The organism is Lacinutrix cladophorae (assembly GCF_053604645.1).
Map to the genome: position 1 here is coordinate 384,470 of NZ_JBSHNR010000119.1, position 17,584 is coordinate 402,053.

General features: G+C 30.8%; 16 protein-coding genes and 1 other RNA gene. 12 read left to right on the plus strand and 5 right to left on the minus strand.

All coding sequences use genetic code 11. The features are described from left to right. Nucleotides 1–173: 173 nt before the first annotated feature. Entirely contained in the window at nucleotides 174–1,607 is a 1,434-nt protein-coding gene (locus ACVC3Y_RS12055; protein WP_452227031.1) for a TlpA family protein disulfide reductase, read from the plus strand. A gap of 4 nt (nucleotides 1,608–1,611) precedes the next feature. Here ACVC3Y_RS12055 and ACVC3Y_RS12060 read toward each other — a convergent pair whose 3' ends face one another. The 3 genes from ACVC3Y_RS12060 to ffs all read right to left on the minus strand — a co-directional run bounded on the left by ACVC3Y_RS12060 (nucleotide 1,612) and on the right by ffs (nucleotide 5,107). Continuing rightward, on the minus strand, nucleotides 1,612–4,059 hold the full coding sequence (locus ACVC3Y_RS12060) for a choice-of-anchor L domain-containing protein (protein WP_452227032.1): 2,448 nt from the start codon (nucleotides 4,057–4,059) through the stop codon (nucleotides 1,612–1,614). Nucleotides 4,060–4,080: 21 nt separating this feature from the next. Beyond that, nucleotides 4,081–4,884: an SDR family oxidoreductase gene (locus ACVC3Y_RS12065; RefSeq protein WP_303423844.1), complete on the minus strand. Its 804-nt coding sequence runs from the start codon at nucleotides 4,882–4,884 to the stop codon at nucleotides 4,081–4,083. A gap of 124 nt (nucleotides 4,885–5,008) precedes the next feature. Next, nucleotides 5,009–5,107, minus strand: an RNA gene (gene ffs, locus ACVC3Y_RS12070) — signal recognition particle sRNA small type. A gap of 88 nt (nucleotides 5,108–5,195) precedes the next feature. Between ffs and ACVC3Y_RS12075 the strand changes: the two genes are divergently transcribed. The 4 genes from ACVC3Y_RS12075 (at nucleotide 5,196) to ACVC3Y_RS12090 (ending at nucleotide 8,862) form a co-directional block, all read left to right on the plus strand. After that, nucleotides 5,196–6,230, plus strand: a complete 1,035-nt coding sequence (locus ACVC3Y_RS12075; protein ID WP_452227033.1) for a glutaminyl-peptide cyclotransferase — start codon at nucleotides 5,196–5,198, stop codon at nucleotides 6,228–6,230. Nucleotide 6,231: 1 nt separating this feature from the next. Further along, nucleotides 6,232–6,621 carry an acyl-CoA thioesterase gene (locus ACVC3Y_RS12080; RefSeq protein ID WP_452227034.1) on the plus strand — a complete coding sequence of 130 codons (390 nt, stop codon included), beginning with the start codon at nucleotides 6,232–6,234 and terminating at the stop codon, nucleotides 6,619–6,621. A gap of 212 nt (nucleotides 6,622–6,833) precedes the next feature. After that, a complete protein-coding gene (locus ACVC3Y_RS12085; protein ID WP_303423847.1) occupies nucleotides 6,834–7,223 on the plus strand; it encodes an acyl-CoA thioesterase in 390 nt (129 codons plus the stop codon). A gap of 85 nt (nucleotides 7,224–7,308) precedes the next feature. After that, nucleotides 7,309–8,862 carry a hypothetical protein gene (locus tag ACVC3Y_RS12090; RefSeq protein WP_452227035.1) on the plus strand — a complete coding sequence of 518 codons (1,554 nt, stop codon included), beginning with the start codon at nucleotides 7,309–7,311 and terminating at the stop codon, nucleotides 8,860–8,862. 86 nt (nucleotides 8,863–8,948) lie between these two features. Here the strand turns inward: ACVC3Y_RS12090 and glyA are convergent, their stop codons facing one another. Beyond that, nucleotides 8,949–10,223 (minus strand): serine hydroxymethyltransferase, encoded by a 1,275-nt coding sequence (glyA, locus tag ACVC3Y_RS12095; RefSeq protein ID WP_303423849.1) that lies wholly within the window; start codon nucleotides 10,221–10,223, stop codon nucleotides 8,949–8,951. 231 nt (nucleotides 10,224–10,454) lie between these two features. On the opposite strand from glyA, the gene fahA reads away from it, so the two are divergent. Further along, nucleotides 10,455–11,747, plus strand: a complete 1,293-nt coding sequence (fahA, locus tag ACVC3Y_RS12100) for a fumarylacetoacetase (protein WP_303423850.1) — start codon at nucleotides 10,455–10,457, stop codon at nucleotides 11,745–11,747. A 66-nt stretch (nucleotides 11,748–11,813) separates the two neighbouring features. Here fahA and ACVC3Y_RS12105 read toward each other — a convergent pair whose 3' ends face one another. Beyond that, the gene (locus ACVC3Y_RS12105) at nucleotides 11,814–12,659 is read right to left on the minus strand and encodes a DUF2911 domain-containing protein (protein WP_452227036.1); all 846 of its coding nucleotides are present in this window, start codon (nucleotides 12,657–12,659) and stop codon (nucleotides 11,814–11,816) included. Nucleotides 12,660–12,944: 285 nt separating this feature from the next. On the opposite strand from ACVC3Y_RS12105, the gene ACVC3Y_RS12110 reads away from it, so the two are divergent. From ACVC3Y_RS12110 to ACVC3Y_RS12135, 6 genes are read left to right on the plus strand one after another with little or no spacing between them, the layout of a single operon-like run. Beyond that, entirely contained in the window at nucleotides 12,945–13,601 is a 657-nt protein-coding gene (locus ACVC3Y_RS12110) for a TetR family transcriptional regulator C-terminal domain-containing protein (RefSeq protein WP_303423852.1), read from the plus strand. Continuing rightward, on the plus strand, nucleotides 13,601–14,911 hold the full coding sequence (locus tag ACVC3Y_RS12115) for an ABC1 kinase family protein (RefSeq protein ID WP_452227037.1): 1,311 nt from the start codon (nucleotides 13,601–13,603) through the stop codon (nucleotides 14,909–14,911). The genes ACVC3Y_RS12110 and ACVC3Y_RS12115 overlap by 1 nt, the downstream gene beginning before the upstream one ends. 5 nt (nucleotides 14,912–14,916) lie before the next feature. After that, nucleotides 14,917–16,341, plus strand: a complete 1,425-nt coding sequence (locus ACVC3Y_RS12120; RefSeq protein ID WP_452227038.1) for an SDR family oxidoreductase — start codon at nucleotides 14,917–14,919, stop codon at nucleotides 16,339–16,341. Further along, nucleotides 16,338–16,610, plus strand: coding sequence for a TIGR03643 family protein (locus tag ACVC3Y_RS12125; RefSeq protein WP_452227039.1), 273 nt, complete (start codon nucleotides 16,338–16,340; stop codon nucleotides 16,608–16,610). Before ACVC3Y_RS12120 ends, ACVC3Y_RS12125 begins: the two co-directional genes overlap by 4 nt. 53 nt (nucleotides 16,611–16,663) lie before the next feature. After that, nucleotides 16,664–17,356: a GTP cyclohydrolase I FolE gene (gene folE, locus ACVC3Y_RS12130; RefSeq protein WP_452227040.1), complete on the plus strand. Its 693-nt coding sequence runs from the start codon at nucleotides 16,664–16,666 to the stop codon at nucleotides 17,354–17,356. Between the two features lie 3 nt (nucleotides 17,357–17,359). After that, complete coding sequence (locus ACVC3Y_RS12135) at nucleotides 17,360–17,584, plus strand: hypothetical protein (protein WP_303423857.1); 225 nt, start codon at nucleotides 17,360–17,362, stop codon at nucleotides 17,582–17,584.

The window sequence follows — 17,584 nt, forward strand, 5'->3', positions numbered from 1 at the left end:
TTTGCAAAAGTAAAAAATTCAAACCATAAGAAGAAACTTCTTATGCTAAAATAATGAGTGCTAAAAGGGAGATTTTTAAGGATTGATTTAACTTTTAACAGTGAATTAACAAGAGGTATAAGTTGCTTACTATACTTTTGTTATAAAGAATTAACTTTGCTTTAAACCTAACTATGAGATTACTTTTTTCAATACTATTAATAATGCTTACCTTTTATTCGTGCAAAAAAGAAGTTGCTACAGATAAAGGAAAAACGGCTTATATTGGTGGAGAAATAATAAACCCTATTAATAAACAAGTAATCATTAGTAAATCGAACACCATAATTGATACTATTTTATTAGATGGTAAAAACAGATTTTTATATCAAGTAAACGATTTAGAGAGTGGCTTGTTTACTTTTAAACTACAAACGCAACATGGTGAAGAATTTCAATTAGCGCTATTAGAACCTAATGATAGTATTATGATTAGGTTAAATACTATAGATTTTGATGAGTCTTTAGTATTTACTGGAAATGGAGCAAAAAAGAATAATTATTTAATTAATATGTTTCTTGAGAATGAAGAAATAAACAAAAACATATTAAACTATTATCAACTAAGCCCCATTGCTTTTGAAAGCAAAATAGATTCAATAAAGAAGCTTAGAAGTACAAAACTAAATTTATTTCTTAAAAAGAATATCGCATCAGGTTTGTTTCATCAAATTGCAAAAGGTAATATAGATTACAACTATTATTTAAACAAAGAAATTTACCCTTTTGCTTATTATGGGGATAATGAAATAAAAAATTTACAGTCGCTACCTAAAAACTTTTATAACTATAGAAAAAATATAGATTATAACAGCAATGCATTAAAAGACTACTTTACCTATAAGACTTTTTTAAGGTATCATTTTAAAAACTTAGCGCTATCGGAACATTTAAAAATCTCTAAAGACAGTATTCTAAAAAGAAATTCATATTGTTATAATTTAGACAAACTAAAACTAATTGATAGTTTGATTACAGACCAAGACATTAAAAATCCACTATTAAGTATTTCATCTATCAATTATATAAATAAGACAAAAAACTTAAAAGAATTGGATAGTTTTTTAAACTATTATTACGAAAAAAGCACCGACGAAAAAGACAAAAACTATATAAAAAAGCTAGTACAATCCTTAAAACAATTAAAGGTTGGGAATAAAATACCAAATTTAACCTTAGTTAATTATAAAGGACAAGAAGTTAATTTGCACAAACTTGTTAGAAAACCTACTGCTTTATATTTTTGGTCTACAGATTACAAATCGCATTTGCAAGAAAGTCACACCAAAGTAAAAGACTTAATGCAAAAATATCCAGAAGTTAACTTTATTTCTATTAATATAGATAGGCCAAACTCAAAATCTATAAGTAAAGTTTTAACGCAATACGGCCTAAGTTTAAAAAACGAATATCAGTTTAAGGACCCTAAAGCAGCAAAAGAAGCATTAGCGATTAATCCAATAATAAAAGTAATGTTATTGGATAAAAAAGGAAAAATAGTAGATCCACATACGAACTTATTTTCAGTGCAATTTGAAGAAGAAGTATTAGGTTTATTAAATCAATAAAACATTATCTTTTAAGAGTAAAATGCGCTGTAAACTCTTTTTTAATATTACTTAATGGCTCTATATATTCTAAGGTAAACCAATAATCTGAAGTTGGCATTTCTTCTCCTTTAAAAGTTCCATCCCAACCAAGACTTGAAGGGCTTAATTGTTTTACTAACTTACCGTATCTATCAAAAATAAAAATCTTTGCAGCAGATTGATTTTCAATGCCTAGAATATTCCATGTATCATTAAACCCATCATTATTTGGTGTAAATACTTTTGGATAGTTAATAATTGCTACTTCGTATGGCAATTGTTCGCAATTATATACATCCCTAACTTTAACGATATGATTTCCTCCTAAAACATTACTAAATACTGAAGAGCTTTGCCAATAACCTTCGTATAAACTAAACTCATACATACCATTTCCTGTAACGGTTACTTCTAACATGCTGTTTTCAGAAAAAGCATCTGTAAGTACTTCTACAGAAATAGTTTCTGGTGGATAAGAAGAAATAACTTCTGTAGTATCTACATAAGTACAATTAGAAATAATATGGGTAACATGCACTGTATAAAAACCAACAACAGTTGCATTATATGTAGATTGCGTTTCTCCAACAATACTATTAGTAGCTATTACATCTTGACCTTCATACCATTGAAAAAGGTATTCTGTTTCACTTAGATTGGTACTTATTGGTGACGTTTGTAAAGCAGTATTTTCTTCTACTGGAGCTAATACACTATCATTTGCTGCAAGACAAATAAGGTATTGTTCGTCTAATCCAATATCAAATAATGGATGCACAATTAGAGTTACAGGTATCACCTGAAAACATGTATTCGCTAGTGGTTGTACACGTGCATATATAATTTGTGACCCTGCAGAGCTATTATTAAAACTAGTTGGTGTAGCAATTTGCAATGCATTACCAAGAATAGCATCTACTTCATTTTCATAATAAGCAAAGGAATAGTTAGCTGCTGGCAAACCATTTAAAATATCGGATTCAGCTAGTGTTACATCGAAGGTATTAAAACCATCAGTATCTGTATCACAAACATGTAATGGTAATGGATTAGATACAGTTAACGAATTAAAAACATTAATATTAAAATCTGCAATGCTGTAGCAATAATTGTAAGTCTTATCTTCTACTCTTACATATATCGTTTCTAATTGATATGCATTTTGGTTGGTATAATCGCTTGTTATTGCACCATTGTCATTCTCTGCATCTAATAGAGATGTATGGTAAGTAACATCGTAATTTGCTGTAGACTGAGCACCTAACACTACATTATTAAAAACCTGAAAATCAAAAACGTGAAACCCATCATTATTATCATCACAAATAAATTGGTCTTCCACAATATTTGCAATCGGACTTTGGGTAAACTCTATAATAATTTCATCTTCAGTTGTACAATTTGTTCCATAGGTTACTTCTACTTTATAAATACCATCTGTATTCACATCTAAGGTTTGGTTATTTTCTCCAATAATTTCAACTCCGTTTCTATACCAGGTATGTGCAGCATCTGTAACTGGAACTTGTGTATCTAAAGTATACAAAGAACTACCACAAGCAGGATTTCCTGAAGCAAAAGTTACATCATCCCCAATATCTAAACCAATATTAAAACTTCCTGCTTCTAAAAAGATAGCAGAATCGTAAGCAGAATCTCCTTGATCGGCAACTACTATTTTTATTTCGTAAACCTGATTCGGTATAACAGTAGCATTTGCTGTTAATACTTTTGTTCGTCCTCCATAATTAGTTCCTACTAAATTATAACCTGCAAAATAATCTATATTTGCTCTGCATGCTCCTGCATTGTTAATATTAGTAACACTAACTGGTGTTCCATCTGGTAAAACTGCTAAATTTGTATAGTCAGTTGTACCGACTTCTCTTAATAAAAATGCAAAACTGTCTGAAAAACTGCATTCTGTACCTCCATCATATTCTTCAGAAGCCATTAAAAATCTAAAATTAAAATCACTAGATGTAGCGGTAAAATTAAACTTAACAAAAGTAGCATCACGTGTATTATTTTGAGTTAGTGCGATTTCTAAATCTAAGTCTCCTGGTAAACCATTACCAAAATCGGGATAAGGATTGTTATTACTTCTTGTATTTCCTGCTGCATAAGCTCTTCCTGTGGTTAGAACTATACCACTCTCAAATGGAAAATTACTATCTGTAGGGGTATTAAAATAGCCATAACTTTTTGTATGTCTATCTAAAGGCATTCCAAACACCTGTTCCGAAAAATCACTAATAACTGCGCAATCACTATCTATTAAGACATCCTCAACTAATTGTTGCAAATCATAAATGGATTCTACAGCATCTACATCATTTATTTCTATAATTTGTGCATAATTAACAAATGTAAAAAACATAAAAACAGAAACTACAAATTTATTTATTTTACTCATTTTTAATGGTTTCATAAAAAGAAGGCTATAGCAACTCTATAATTTATAATGATTTAGCAGCATTTTTTCGTAAACTTTATCTGGTAATATACGCTTTAAAACGATAGAAAACTTTTGCATGAACTCACCAACTTTGTAATGCGTTTTTGGTGTATTTGTATTTATTACTTTATAAACAGCTTTCGCCATAAGAAAAGGATCTTTTCCTTCATCTACATGGGTATCCATTAATTTAAGAGTATTTCCATAAGGTATTTTGTAAGGCGAATTTTCTTGAACAGGAGCATGAAAACGTCCTGATGCAATATTAGTAGCAAAATCGCCAGGAGCAATATTCGTCATTTGTATATTAAAGTCTTTTATTTCCATTCTAAAAGCTTCTGTAATAATTTCTAAAGCCCCTTTACTTGCAGAGTAAATTCCTCTATAAGGAAGCCCCATATAGCCAGCAATAGAGGTAATATTAATAATAAGACCTGATTTTTGTTTTCGCATTTGTGGCAAAACAGCCTTTATAACATTTATTGGTCCAAAAAAATTGGTTTCAAAATTTGCTTTAATTTCTGCTTCTGGTATTTCTTCAATAGGTCCAGTAATACCAACTCCTGCATTATTTATAAGTACATCTAAGCGACCTTCAGTTTCTATTACAGTACGAATAGCAGTTGCAATTGTTTGGGCTTTTGTAACATCTAAAGCTATAATTTTAAAAGCACTTGTTGTATAATTTTTAGGGTTTCTACTCGTACCATAAACGGTATATCCTTTTTCTGTTAAAAACTCTCCAACAGATTTACCAATCCCTGAAGAACCTCCAGTAATTAAAACAACTTTAGACATATTTATATTTTTATAAGGATCAAAAATACAATATTAATGGAGAGATTCCCACTATATAGAGAATACTATAAATTAAAAAATCTTGATTCGCCTAAGCTTTCAAGATTTGAGTTTATGGTACAAAAAAAGGCAAGCTACCTACATCACACTGCTACAACCATTTACCTTTGCTTCGTTCCCGACCTGGAGGATTCAACAGGAGCTAGTTGTGTAGGACTTGCCGAGTGCAAAGATACAACCTTTTAATTTTTTCACAATGTTTTTTTTAACCGAATTTTAATAAATATCTTGCATGAAACTTTTAACACATCATGAGAACATTCAAATTACTCACAATCATATTTTTAGCGTCATTTATTATATCTTGTGGAAGCAATGCTTCGCTGAAAAAAAATGATTTTTCTATCATTACTAATGCAAAAAACAATGCTTTAAGACTTGGAGAAGCCTTAAATCTATCCATAAAAAATCCGAAAAACCATAAAATAGAATCTGTAAGTTACACCTTAAACGAAAAACCTATTACAGAAAAAACGACACTTACAAACACCAAACTTGGTGAGCAAACTCTAGAAGCTACTATTACATTTGATGGAGAAACACAAACTATTTCCCAAAAACTAACCGTTTTAAATAATGCATCTCCAAAAGTTTATACTTATAAAATTATTAATGCGTATCCTCATGATATCACATCGTACACACAAGGATTAGAATTTTTTAATGGCGAATTATATGAAAGCACAGGACAACATGGAGAATCTAAACTTAGAAAAACAAACTATAAGACTGGTGAGGTATTAAAAGATGTAAATTTAGATCAAGCTTATTTTGGAGAAGGCTTAACTATATTAAAAAATAAAGTATATCAACTAACTTGGCAAAGCGGAACTGGTTTTGTGTACGATGTAAATACTTTTGAAAAAACTGGAAGTTTTAAATATAACAATAGCAAAGAAGGTTGGGGAATTTGTAATGACACAAAAACACTTTATAAAAGTGATGGTACCGAAAAAATATGGACCATAAATCCAGAAACACTTACAGAAGCTGGATACATTCAAGCTTACCATAACCAAGGAAAAGTAGTAGGTCTTAATGAATTAGAATGGGTAAACGGAAAAATCTACGCGAATCGCTATCAAAAAAATGGTGTAGCAATTATTAATCCTTTAAATGGTGCTATTGAAGGTGTTATCGATTTTTCGCCATTAAAAAAGAAAGTCACTCAACACAAAGGCTTGGATGTTTTAAATGGAATTGCTTACAACCCAGAAACAAAAACGCTTTTTATTACAGGAAAACGTTGGGATAAACTATTTGAAGTGGAAATAATTAAAGAATAGTTTGCAAACTTTTGAAACTACAATTATTGTAACAAAACAGGATTTAGACAATCTCAATCATGTTAATAATATTCGTTATGTGCAATGGGTAAACGATATAGCTAAACAAAACTGGGAACAAATAGCTCCTACACCTATTAAAAAAGAATATTTCTGGATACTACTTTCACATCACATAGAATATAAACAACCTGCTTTTTTAAACGACGCTTTATTAATAAAAACCTATGTTACGAAGTCTGAAGGAGTAAAATCTACTAGAATTGTAGAAATTTTTAATAAAGATACTTTTAAACTATTAGCTAAATCGGAAACCAATTGGTGTTTTATTAGTAAAAAAACGCAAAAACCAACACGCATAACTACAGCCATAAGTAGTCTATTTTCTTAATATAAGAATCAACAAATAAAACTACCTGAGCATTAGACCATTAACTATTATTGCATAACATCTAGAAAAATGGTTTTATAGCTGATTTAATTTCTAGAAACTATTCACTTCATTACATTTAAATAATTAAACTTTCTAAAAGAGAGTCTTAGATTAATAGCAAATTTTTACGGATTATAATATTAAATTTAATATGCTATTAAATGGACTTAATGAAGACCTTTCAATTTACAGTTACAGTTACACAAGAAGATTTAGACGAACTTAACCACGTTAACAACATTCGCTATATACAATGGATTCAAGATATAGCAAAAGCACATTGGCAACAAATTGCTCCAGATGCTATTTACAACTCCTATTTTTGGGTGGTTCGCAGACATGTAGTAGATTATAAATCCTCTGCACTCTTAAACGACAGAGTAAACATTACTACCAAATTTATGGACTCGCAAGGTGCTACCGCAAAAAGCATTATAGAAATGCATAATGACAGTACACAAAAACTACTATTACGCGCAGAAACCACTTGGTGTTTAATGGGAAAAGAAACAAAGCGCCCAACTCGAGTGACCAAAGAAATTGATGAAATTTTAAAATAAATACTAAAACATAGTTTCAAAAGTTATATTTTTAGCAATTCAAGTGCATTTAATATTTTTTTGCCTTATAATTCGTTTATTACATATGAAAAAGACGCTATACTTTCTAATCTGTTTTACCTTTCTTTTACTTTGGAGTTCTTGCCGAAAAGACTTTAACTTCTCTTCTAGTAATGGCAATCTTGGTTTTTCTAAAGACACCGTTTATTTAGATACTGTATTTACAAATATTGGATCTAGCACATACAATTTAAAAGTATACAACAGAAGTAGTGAAGATATTAGCATCTCTTCTGTTAAATTAGCTTTAGGAGAAAGCTCTGAGTATAGATTAAATGTAGATGGTATTGCTGGAAAATCTTTTGAAAATGTAGAAATTCTTGCAAAAGATAGTATGTATATTTTTGTAGAAACTACCATAGATATAAACGATTTACCAAACTTAGAAAATGAATTTCTATACACAGATAAAATAGAATTTGATGCTGGAAGCAACCAACAAACCGTAGATTTGGTAACCCTTGTTCAAGATGCAGTATTTATTTATCCCGATAAAGACAACACTACTGGTGTTATTGAAACCTTAACTTTAGACATTGGAGGACAGGAAGTTGAAACCGAAATTCAAGGCCGATATTTAGAAACTGATGAGTTAACTTTTACGAATCAAAAACCATATGTAATTTATGGTTATGCAGCTGTACCAAACAACGAAACTCTAAATATTGAAGCTGGAGCAAGAGTACATTTTCATGCAAATTCTGGACTTTTAGTATCCGAAGGCGCTTCCTTACAAGTAAATGGTGAATTAAGTACAGATCAAGAAATATTAGAAAATCAAGTGATTTTTGAAAGTGACAGGTTAGAGCCTGCTTTTGCTAATGTTCCTGGACAATGGGGAACTATCTGGTTGTTAGACGGAAGTAGAAACAACATCATAAATTATGCAATTATTCTAAATGCTGCTGTTGGTGTTTTAAGTGAAGGAAACCCAGACAGCATTATAGATAATCTTACTATAACGAACTCGCAAATATATAACTCTAGTAACTTTGGTGTTTTAGGAAGAAACACCTCTATTTCTGCCGAAAACTTAGTGATAAATAATGCAGGTCAAACTAGCTTTGCTGCCACTTTAGGAGGAAGATATAACCTTACGCATTGTACTATTGCTAATTATTGGTCTAGTAGTTTTAGACAATTCCCTGCTTTATTAATAAATAATTTTCAAGAAACCGAAGATGCCACCTTTGTAGCCAATTTAACGGAAGCTAATTTTAACAACTGTATTATCTACGGAAATGATAATCCGGAGTTTATAATCGATGAAGTTGAAGATGCTGCATTAGTTTTTAACTTTAAATTTACAAACTGCTTGGTTCGATTTAGCGATACCAATAATACGTTTTCTGGTGCTAATTATGATTTCGATGATACTACTAAATATGAAAACATCATTTTTAACCAGGAACCAGACTTTAGAGATTCTAGTGCTAATGATTTAATAATTGGAGATGACTCTGCTGCAAACAATCAAGGAAATACAACTTTTGCTTCACAAGTCCCTTTAGATATCTTAGGAGTAAACAGAACTGCTTCACCAGATTTAGGTGCTTATCAGCATATTACTTTTGAGTAAATAAACAATTTTATCTTTAACATAAAAAAAGCCTACTAAACAGTAGGCTTTTTTTATTCCGCGAAAGCGAAAATATGTAAATAGTATTAATCTACAAAAAGCGGTAAATCATGCATCATAGCATTTACTTTACCTGCAATAACTTGTAATTTATCTTCATCCTGATAATTGGATATTACTTCATCAATTAAAGCAACAATACCTTCCATATCTTCTTCTTTTAATCCTCTTGTAGTAATCGCTGGTGTACCAATACGAATTCCAGAAGTTACAAATGGTGATTTATCATCAAAAGGAACCATATTTTTATTTACCGTAATATCTGCTTTTACCAAAGCGTTTTCTGCATCTTTACCTGTAATATTTTTATTACGTAAATCGATAAGCATCATATGGTTATCTGTTCCTCCAGAAATAATATTATAATCTCGTTTTACTAAAGCCTCTGCCATTGCTGCTGCGTTTTTCTTTACTTGTAGCATGTAATGTAAATACGCATCTGTAAGAGCTTCTCCAAAAGCAATTGCTTTTGCAGCAATAATATGCTCTAATGGTCCACCTTGATTTCCAGGAAAAACAGCCGAATTTAAAAGTGAAGACATTTTTTTTAAGTTTCCGTTCTTCAATTTTAAACCAAAAGGGTTATCAAAATCTTCTCCCATCATAATCATCCCTCCTCTTGGGCCACGTAATGTTTTATGCGTTGTAGTGGTTACAATATGGCAATGTGGTAAAGGATCACTTAAAATTCCTTTTGCAATTAATCCTGCTGGATGCGAAATATCTGCTACTAAAATTGCTCCTACAGCATCTGCTATAGCACGAAAACGCTTAAAGTCCATATCACGAGAATACGCCGAAGCACCAGCAATAATTAATTTTGGTTTTTCGCGTTGAGCAACTTCAGCAACATGATCATAATCAATTAAACCTGTTTCTTTTTTAACACCGTAAAAAACTGGATTATATAATTTTCCCGAAAAATTTACAGAAGACCCATGTGTTAAATGCCCTCCATGAGACAAATCGAAACCTAGAATAGTATCTCCCGGATTTAAACAAGCGAAAAATACAGCTGTGTTTGCTTGACTACCAGAATGTGGTTGTACGTTTACATAAGCTGCACCAAATAACGTTTTAGCTCTATCTATTGCTAGTTGTTCTACTTCATCTACAACTTCACAACCTCCATAATATCTTTTCCCAGGATATCCCTCTGCATATTTATTGGTTAATACAGAACCAGCAGCTTCCATTACCTGGTTGCTTACAAAGTTTTCTGATGCTATTAATTCTATACCTTCTAGCTGTCTTTCTTTTTCAGCTTGAATAAGTTCAAAAATTTGTTCGTCGCGTTGCATATAATTCAGTTTTAATTTCCTTTGAAGTTGGAAACTTTAGTTATAGTTAAATATTTATCAAAAATAACAATTAGATTATTTAAATACATCAAAAAACATATATTTACTTCAAGATTATACTATTTTTTAAAATAGTATAATAGGAACCTACTTTTGTTATATAAAATTAGCTTTAATTTAAAAAGTTATGTAGGTTTGAATAGATTTAATAATTTATAATTAAAATACGATATGCCAATTTCAGCTAATAATCCAGATAGAATTTCCTGGCTGCATGTAGATAAAAATTCAGATTTTCCAATTCAAAACATTCCTTTTGGTGTTTTTCTTACAAGAGATGACATTATTACTATAGGAACCAGAATTGGTGATACTGCTATAGATTTAGGAGCATTACATCAATTAGGTTACTTTGATGAAATCCCATTAACTGATGATATTTTTCTTCAAGATACTTTAAATGATTTTATTGCCGACGGAAGAAAAACATGGAGAGCTGTACGTAATAGAATTGCACAAATTTTTGATGCAGAAAACGATGCACTTAAAAATAATGTTAAACATAAAGAGATTGTATTGTTTCGTTTAGACGAAATTGAAATGCAACTGCCAGTTCAAATTGGTGATTATACCGATTTTTATTCTAGTATAGAACATGCAACAAATGTTGGTACCATGTTTAGAGATCCTGATAATGCTTTATTACCAAACTGGTTACATATACCTGTTGGATATCATGGCAGAAGTTCTTCTATTATTCCTTCTGGAATTCCTGTGCATAGGCCACAAGGGCAAACCTTACCTGCTGGAGCTACAGAGCCAGTTTTTGGCCCAAGTAAATTAGTTGATTTTGAATTAGAAATGGCCTTTATTACTACCGATGCTAATGATTTAGGAGAACCAATTCCTATAGATGAAGCTGAAGAATATATTTTTGGTCTGGTTTTATTTAATGATTGGTCTGCAAGAGATATACAAAAATGGGAATATGTACCGTTAGGACCATTTTTAGCAAAAAGCTTTGCTTCTAGTATTTCACCTTGGATTGTTACTCTAGATGCTTTAGAACCATATCGAGTAGAAAGTCCGAAACCTCTAAAAAAACAATTATCTTACTTACAATATAAAGGAAAAAAGAGTTTTGATATTAATTTAGAAGTAGCCATACAACCACAAAAAGCAAAAGAAACTGTGGTAAGTAAATCGAACTTTAAATATATGTATTGGAACATGGCCCAACAACTTGCGCATCATACCGTAAATGGTTGCCCAATTAACTCTGGAGATATGATGGGAAGTGGGACAATTTCTGGTCCAACTCCAGATAGTTATGGCTCTATGCTAGAGATTACTTGGAGAGGAGAAAAACCAATTAAAATGCATGATGGTTCTGAACGCAAATTTATAAATGATAACGATACAGTAATTATGCGTGGATATTGTGATAAAGATGGAACGAGAATTGGTTTTGGGGAAGTAAGCAATAAATTACTTCCTGTATTTAATCCGAAGAAAGTAAAATAACCCAAGTATACAAAATAAAAAAAGCGACCTGTTGGTCGCTTTTTTTATTTATTGTAGTGCTATAAATTATTTAGACCACTCTGCAATAGACTCTGTATTCATTTTAACGTAATCTGCATTCCCTGCTTCTTCTGCTAATTTTAAAGAAGCTTTAGCTGCTTTAATTGCTCCTTTTTTATCGCCAAATTTTGCATAAATTAAAGCTTGTCTTCTTAATTGCCAGAATTTAGCATCTCCATTAGACATTTCAATAGCTTTATCAATCCAAACTTTAGCTTTGTTTATATCTTTACCTTCTTGTAAGTAATAATCTGCAGCAGCATAGTAATCTCCTGCTGCTGGACCAGCCATTACTTTTTCAATATTTTTAGATACAGCTGCATCTGTTGGCACTGTAAAAGGTATTCCTACGTATGTTTTTTCCCAAATAAACTCTAAAGTAGCTCCACTATTAGATAAGTTATTAAGGTCTATTGTAAAAGTTTCTACGTTAAAAGGAATCTCATGTACCTCTGCAGTAACTCTTGCTGCAACTTTAGATTCATCTAATGTTGCTGGAGCACCTCCACCAGCATATTCTGTATAAAAAATAATTTCCCATTTCGTTGCTTGTGGAATAGTAAATATTGCATAGGTACCTGCTTTAAGTTCTTTACCTCCTATAGTAATAGGATTGTTAAATGTTATTTTAGTTCTTAAGTTTGCTCCTGTTCTCCATACTTTTCCGTAAGGAACAAGATCTCCAAAAACAGTTCTTCCTTTTACTCCAGGTCGAGAGTATTCTAAAGTGAAATCTGTTAACCCAACCTTCTGTTCGACCTTGCTAAAAGGACTTGGCTGTGGTGTTTCAATTTGAGCATTTACAGTAAATGAATACGTAAACACTAAAGCGATTAATAAAAGTTTTTTCATTGCATTTAAGTTTTAATAGTTGATAAATTAATTAGCATAAAATTACACATTAACTAAATCTTATCTGTTAACAAAAGCTTAAATAAATGGTTGCTATACCACATAAAATAATATTCTAACAATAAATTTAATCTAAATAAAACGCTGTAAAAGCTTATGAACAAAACAAAAAACAGCATTTCATTTCTTGCTATATAAGCTTTACTTATAACAGTATAATTATTTTGTCTAATTTTAACACAAAAAAGTTAGACAATTTTGTATATTTACATATAATTTAAAATTATGGCTAAAAAGAAAACAATAAAAGACTCAGATATTATTTCAATGTATATGGATTATGTGTTACAGAATAATGAAGAACCAAACTCTATTTATCAATTTGCAAAAGCAAATAGTTTTACAGAAGGAGAGTTCTATTTACACTACCCATCCTTTAATGCAGTAGAAGCATCTATTTATAATGCATTCTTTCAAAATACTATAAAGACTTTAAATAAAAGTAAAGATTACCAATCCTTTAATGCAAGAAATAAACTTTTAAGTTTCTATTATACTTTTTTTGAAAACTTAACAGCAAATAGAAGTTATGTTATGTATTCCCTACACAAAAATAAAAACACGCTTAAGGGATTAAAAACACTTTCAAAACTAAAGCGTAGTTTTTCGCACTTCATAGAATCAATAGATATTGAGACTATAGATATACCGCAAAAGCAAGTACAGCAAATTCAAAAGAAAATAGTAAAAGAATCTGCTTGGTTGCAATTACTATTTACAATGAAATTTTGGATGGAAGACACCTCTATTTCCTTTGAAAAAACGGACGTATTTATTGAAAAATCTGTAAATACAAGTTTTGATGTTAAAAACATAACACCTGTAAAAAGTGTTATGGATTTTGGTAAATTTTTATTTAAAGAAAAAATGCATAACAACTAATGAAAACAATAGATAAAATACCCATTACAAAAATACAACGTGCATCTAAATTAGTATCTACAGGAGCTAAAGTTGGTGTAAACTATGTGAAATATTATGGCGATAAATTGGTAAACTCAAAAGCAGAAGCCAAAGAACGTCTTAATAAAAACAATGCAGAAGATATTTATGATAGTTTAAAACAACTTAAAGGGAGTGCTTTAAAAGTAGCACAAATGCTAAGCATGGAAAAAAGCTTATTGCCGCAAGCGTATGTTGAAAAATTTTCACTTTCGCAATTTTCGGTACCACCTTTATCTCCAGCACTTGTTATTAAAACATTTAAAAAATATTTTGGCAAATCGCCAAATGAATTATTTGATACTTTCAACGCAACTTCTGTAAATGCTGCTAGCATTGGCCAAGTACATATAGCAGAAAAAAACGGGAAAAAGCTTGCTGTGAAAATCCAATATCCAGGAGTTGCCGAAAGTATTTCATCCGATTTAGCTATGGTAAAACCTATAGCTATGAGTATGTTTAATATTAAAGGAAAAGACTCAGACAAGTATTTTAGAGAAGTAGAAACAAAACTCATAGAGGAAACCAATTACATTCTTGAAATTAAACAAAGTAAAGAAGTTGCAAAAGCATGTGCACACATACCAAATCTACTGTTTCCAGAATATTATGAAGAGCTGTCATCACAAAGGATTATTACTATGGATTATATGGATGGGAAACATCTATCCGAATTTACAGCAATAAATAAAGATAACGATGTCGCAAATCAAGTAGGACAAGCACTTTGGGATTTTTACATGTATCAGATTCATATTTTAAGAAAAGTACATGCAGATCCACATCCTGGAAACTTTTTGGTTTCAGAAGAAGGAAAACTAATTGCTTTAGATTTTGGTTGTATGAAAAGTATTCCCGATTCCTTTTATACGCCATATTTTGAATTAGCAAAGAAAGAAAACATTGAAAATGAAGCTTTATTTCTTTCTAAACTCTACGAACTTGAGATTTTAAAAGAAGAAGATTCAAAAGATGAAGTCTCCTTTTTCACAGAAATGTTTCATAAAATGTTAAGCTTATTTGCTAAGCCTTTACAAGACGAAACTTTCGATTTTTCGGATGCTTATTTCTTTGAAGAAATTGCTGCACTTGGCGAACATTATTCCAAAAACACCGAATTAAGAAAAATGAATGGAAACAGAGGTTCGAAACATTTCATATATATTAATAGAACTTTTTTCGGTTTATATAATTTAATGTTCGATCTAAAGGCTAAAAACATAAAGATTAATAATTTTCATACCCTATAAAATTAATGCATATTCTCGTAACAGGCGCTACTGGATACATTGGCAAAAGACTAATTCCTTTATTGGTAAATGAAGGGCATCATGTTATTTGTGCTGTTAGAGATAAATTACGTGCAGATAAAAGTTACTTAAAAGAAGAACAAATTGATATTATTGAAGTTGATTTTTTAAAACCTGAAACTCTAAAAAATATCCCTAAACACATAGATGCGGCATATTATTTGATACACTCTATGTCGAATACTTCTAGTGATTTTGAGAAATTAGAACAAGAATGTGCTGCAAATTTTAAAACAGCTATAAACAAAACTGAAGCGCAACAAGTTATTTATTTAAGCGGTATTACAAACGACGAGAATTTATCGAAACATCTTAAGTCTCGAAAAAATGTAGAAAACACCTTACAGTCAAACAAATACGCATTAACTGTTTTTAAAGCAGGTATAATAGTTGGCTCAGGAAGTTCATCATTTGAAATCATTAGAGATTTAGTAGAAAAATTACCTTTTATGATTGCTCCAAAATGGTTGCATACAAAAACACAACCATTAGCTGTTCGAGATGTACTTTCATTTTTATTAAAAAGTTTAGGAAACAAAAAAACATATAACAAATCCTTTGACATTTTTGGACCAGAAGTATTAACCTATAAGCAAATGTTGCTGCAGTTTGCTGAGGTAAGAAAGTTAAATAGACACATTTTTACCGTACCTGTAATGACTCCAAAACTGTCTTCTTATTGGCTATACTTTGTAACATCTACATCGTATAAACTAGCATCGAATCTTGTAGATAGTATGGGTGTTGAAATAATAGGAAAGCCAAGTGAAATTAATAGCATTTTAGACGTGCAACCACTAAATTACAAGGAAGCAGTTGCTTTAGCTTTTGAAAAAATTGAACAAAACAGTATCATTTCTAGTTGGAAAGACTCTATAGTAAGTAGCGGAAGATTAAAAAATAATTTTCATAAATATATTAATGTTCCAAAATATGGTTGCTTTCAAGACTATAAAGAACGTGAGGTAAAAAATAATGAAGAAACAATAAATAAAATATGGTCTATTGGCGGAAAAAAAGGTTGGTATTATGGTAATTTGCTCTGGAAAACAAGGGGATATCTAGATAAACTTTTTGGAGGTATTGGTTTAAGAAGAGGTAGAACAAGTCCTACAGATCTAGACGCTGGAGATGCCCTAGACTTTTGGCGTGTTATTTATGCCGATAAAGAAAAGCAAAAACTCTTACTCTTTGCCGAAATGAAACTTCCCGGTGAGGCATGGTTAGAGTTTAAGATTGAAGATAACCTATTAAAACAAACTGCAACTTTTAGACCTCGAGGAATTCTTGGGAGATTATACTGGTACAGTGTTTTACCTTTTCATGGTTTTATTTTTAACGGCATGATAAAAAAACTAACCGATTCATGAAATTAACTACAGAAAATATAGACAGAGTTATTGAAATGGCCTGGGAAGACAGAACCACTTTTGAAGCTATAAAATTTCAATTTCAATTAAATGAACAAGAAGTTATTTCGTTAATGCGAAAAGAAATGAAACCTAGTAGTTTTAAAATGTGGCGAAAACGTGTACAAGGAAGAAAAACAAAACATGAAAAACTTCGCACTTTTGAAAAAGGTAGATTTAAATGTAGCAGACAAAAACAAATAACACACAACACAATTTCTAAACGATAACGTTGCTTTGCTTTAAAATAGTTTTAAAGACAGCACATAAAAAAGATTTTTAAATGAAAACACAAACTTTAAACAACAAATCAGAAAATCTGTTAAAAGATTTTAGCACGGAAGCTATTGGAGACGAACATTTATTCACCGGCTTACAGACGCCTATGAAAGCAGATGCCTTTAAATTAAGCGATGCAGAAAAAAAAGAACGTATTGCCATTTTATTTGAAGAAATAATGGACGTCATGGGATTAGATCTTACAGACGATTCTTTAAAAGGAACTCCCGATCGTGTTGCTAAAATGTATATTGATGAGATATTTTCTGGACTAAACCCTCAAAACAAACCTAAAATAGCATTGTTTGATAATAAATATCAATACCATCAAATGCTAGTAGAAAAGAATATTACCTTCTACTCCAATTGTGAGCATCACTTTGTTCCAATTATTGGGAAAGCACATGTAGCTTATATATCTTCAGGAAAAGTGATTGGATTATCGAAACTTAATAGAATTGTACAATACTTTGCAAAAAGACCACAAGTACAAGAGCGTTTAACCAATCAAATCGCCGAAGAATTAAAAGCGATTTTAAATACAGAAGATATAGCTATTATAATTGACGCTAAACATTTATGCGTTTCTTCCAGAGGAATTAAAGACGATACATCCTCTACAGTTACAACCTATTATGGCGGAGAATTTAATACTCCAAACAAAATCGTCGAATTACAAAACTATTTAAAACAATAAGAAATGGATATTATTAACAAAGCATTAGCGTTTGAAAAACAAAAATTAAACGCACTAACAACAAGCGACAGAGTATTAATTGTTAGAGAAGCCAAAACACTTATTTTAGGTTTAAACGAAATTTATAAAGAAAAAAAAGACGAGAAAATCATGGATATGATGAAACGTCTTACAGAAATTAAACGTAAAGTGGAAAAAAGATTAAAAGGAAGACCTTTAACTGCTTAG

Excerpts from the sequence above, each read along its gene's own strand:
- ACVC3Y_RS12075 (WP_452227033.1), top strand. The coding sequence starts at position 5,196 with ATGAGAACATTCAAATTACTCACAATCATATTTTTAGCGTCATTTATT.
- ACVC3Y_RS12085 (WP_303423847.1), top strand. The coding sequence starts at position 6,834 with ATGAAGACCTTTCAATTTACAGTTACAGTTACACAAGAAGATTTAGAC.
- ACVC3Y_RS12060 (WP_452227032.1), bottom strand. The coding sequence starts at position 4,059 with ATGAAACCATTAAAAATGAGTAAAATAAATAAATTTGTAGTTTCTGTT.
- ACVC3Y_RS12065 (WP_303423844.1), bottom strand. The coding sequence starts at position 4,884 with ATGTCTAAAGTTGTTTTAATTACTGGAGGTTCTTCAGGGATTGGTAAA.
- glyA (WP_303423849.1), bottom strand. The coding sequence starts at position 10,223 with ATGCAACGCGACGAACAAATTTTTGAACTTATTCAAGCTGAAAAAGAA.
- ACVC3Y_RS12055 (WP_452227031.1), top strand. The coding sequence starts at position 174 with ATGAGATTACTTTTTTCAATACTATTAATAATGCTTACCTTTTATTCG.
- fahA (WP_303423850.1), top strand. The coding sequence starts at position 10,455 with ATGCCAATTTCAGCTAATAATCCAGATAGAATTTCCTGGCTGCATGTA.
- folE (WP_452227040.1), top strand. The coding sequence starts at position 16,664 with ATGAAAACACAAACTTTAAACAACAAATCAGAAAATCTGTTAAAAGAT.
- ACVC3Y_RS12125 (WP_452227039.1), top strand. The coding sequence starts at position 16,338 with ATGAAATTAACTACAGAAAATATAGACAGAGTTATTGAAATGGCCTGG.
- ACVC3Y_RS12135 (WP_303423857.1), top strand. The coding sequence starts at position 17,360 with ATGGATATTATTAACAAAGCATTAGCGTTTGAAAAACAAAAATTAAAC.
- ACVC3Y_RS12115 (WP_452227037.1), top strand. The coding sequence starts at position 13,601 with ATGAAAACAATAGATAAAATACCCATTACAAAAATACAACGTGCATCT.
- ACVC3Y_RS12105 (WP_452227036.1), bottom strand. The coding sequence starts at position 12,659 with ATGAAAAAACTTTTATTAATCGCTTTAGTGTTTACGTATTCATTTACT.
- ACVC3Y_RS12090 (WP_452227035.1), top strand. The coding sequence starts at position 7,309 with ATGAAAAAGACGCTATACTTTCTAATCTGTTTTACCTTTCTTTTACTT.
- ACVC3Y_RS12110 (WP_303423852.1), top strand. The coding sequence starts at position 12,945 with ATGGCTAAAAAGAAAACAATAAAAGACTCAGATATTATTTCAATGTAT.
- ACVC3Y_RS12120 (WP_452227038.1), top strand. The coding sequence starts at position 14,917 with ATGCATATTCTCGTAACAGGCGCTACTGGATACATTGGCAAAAGACTA.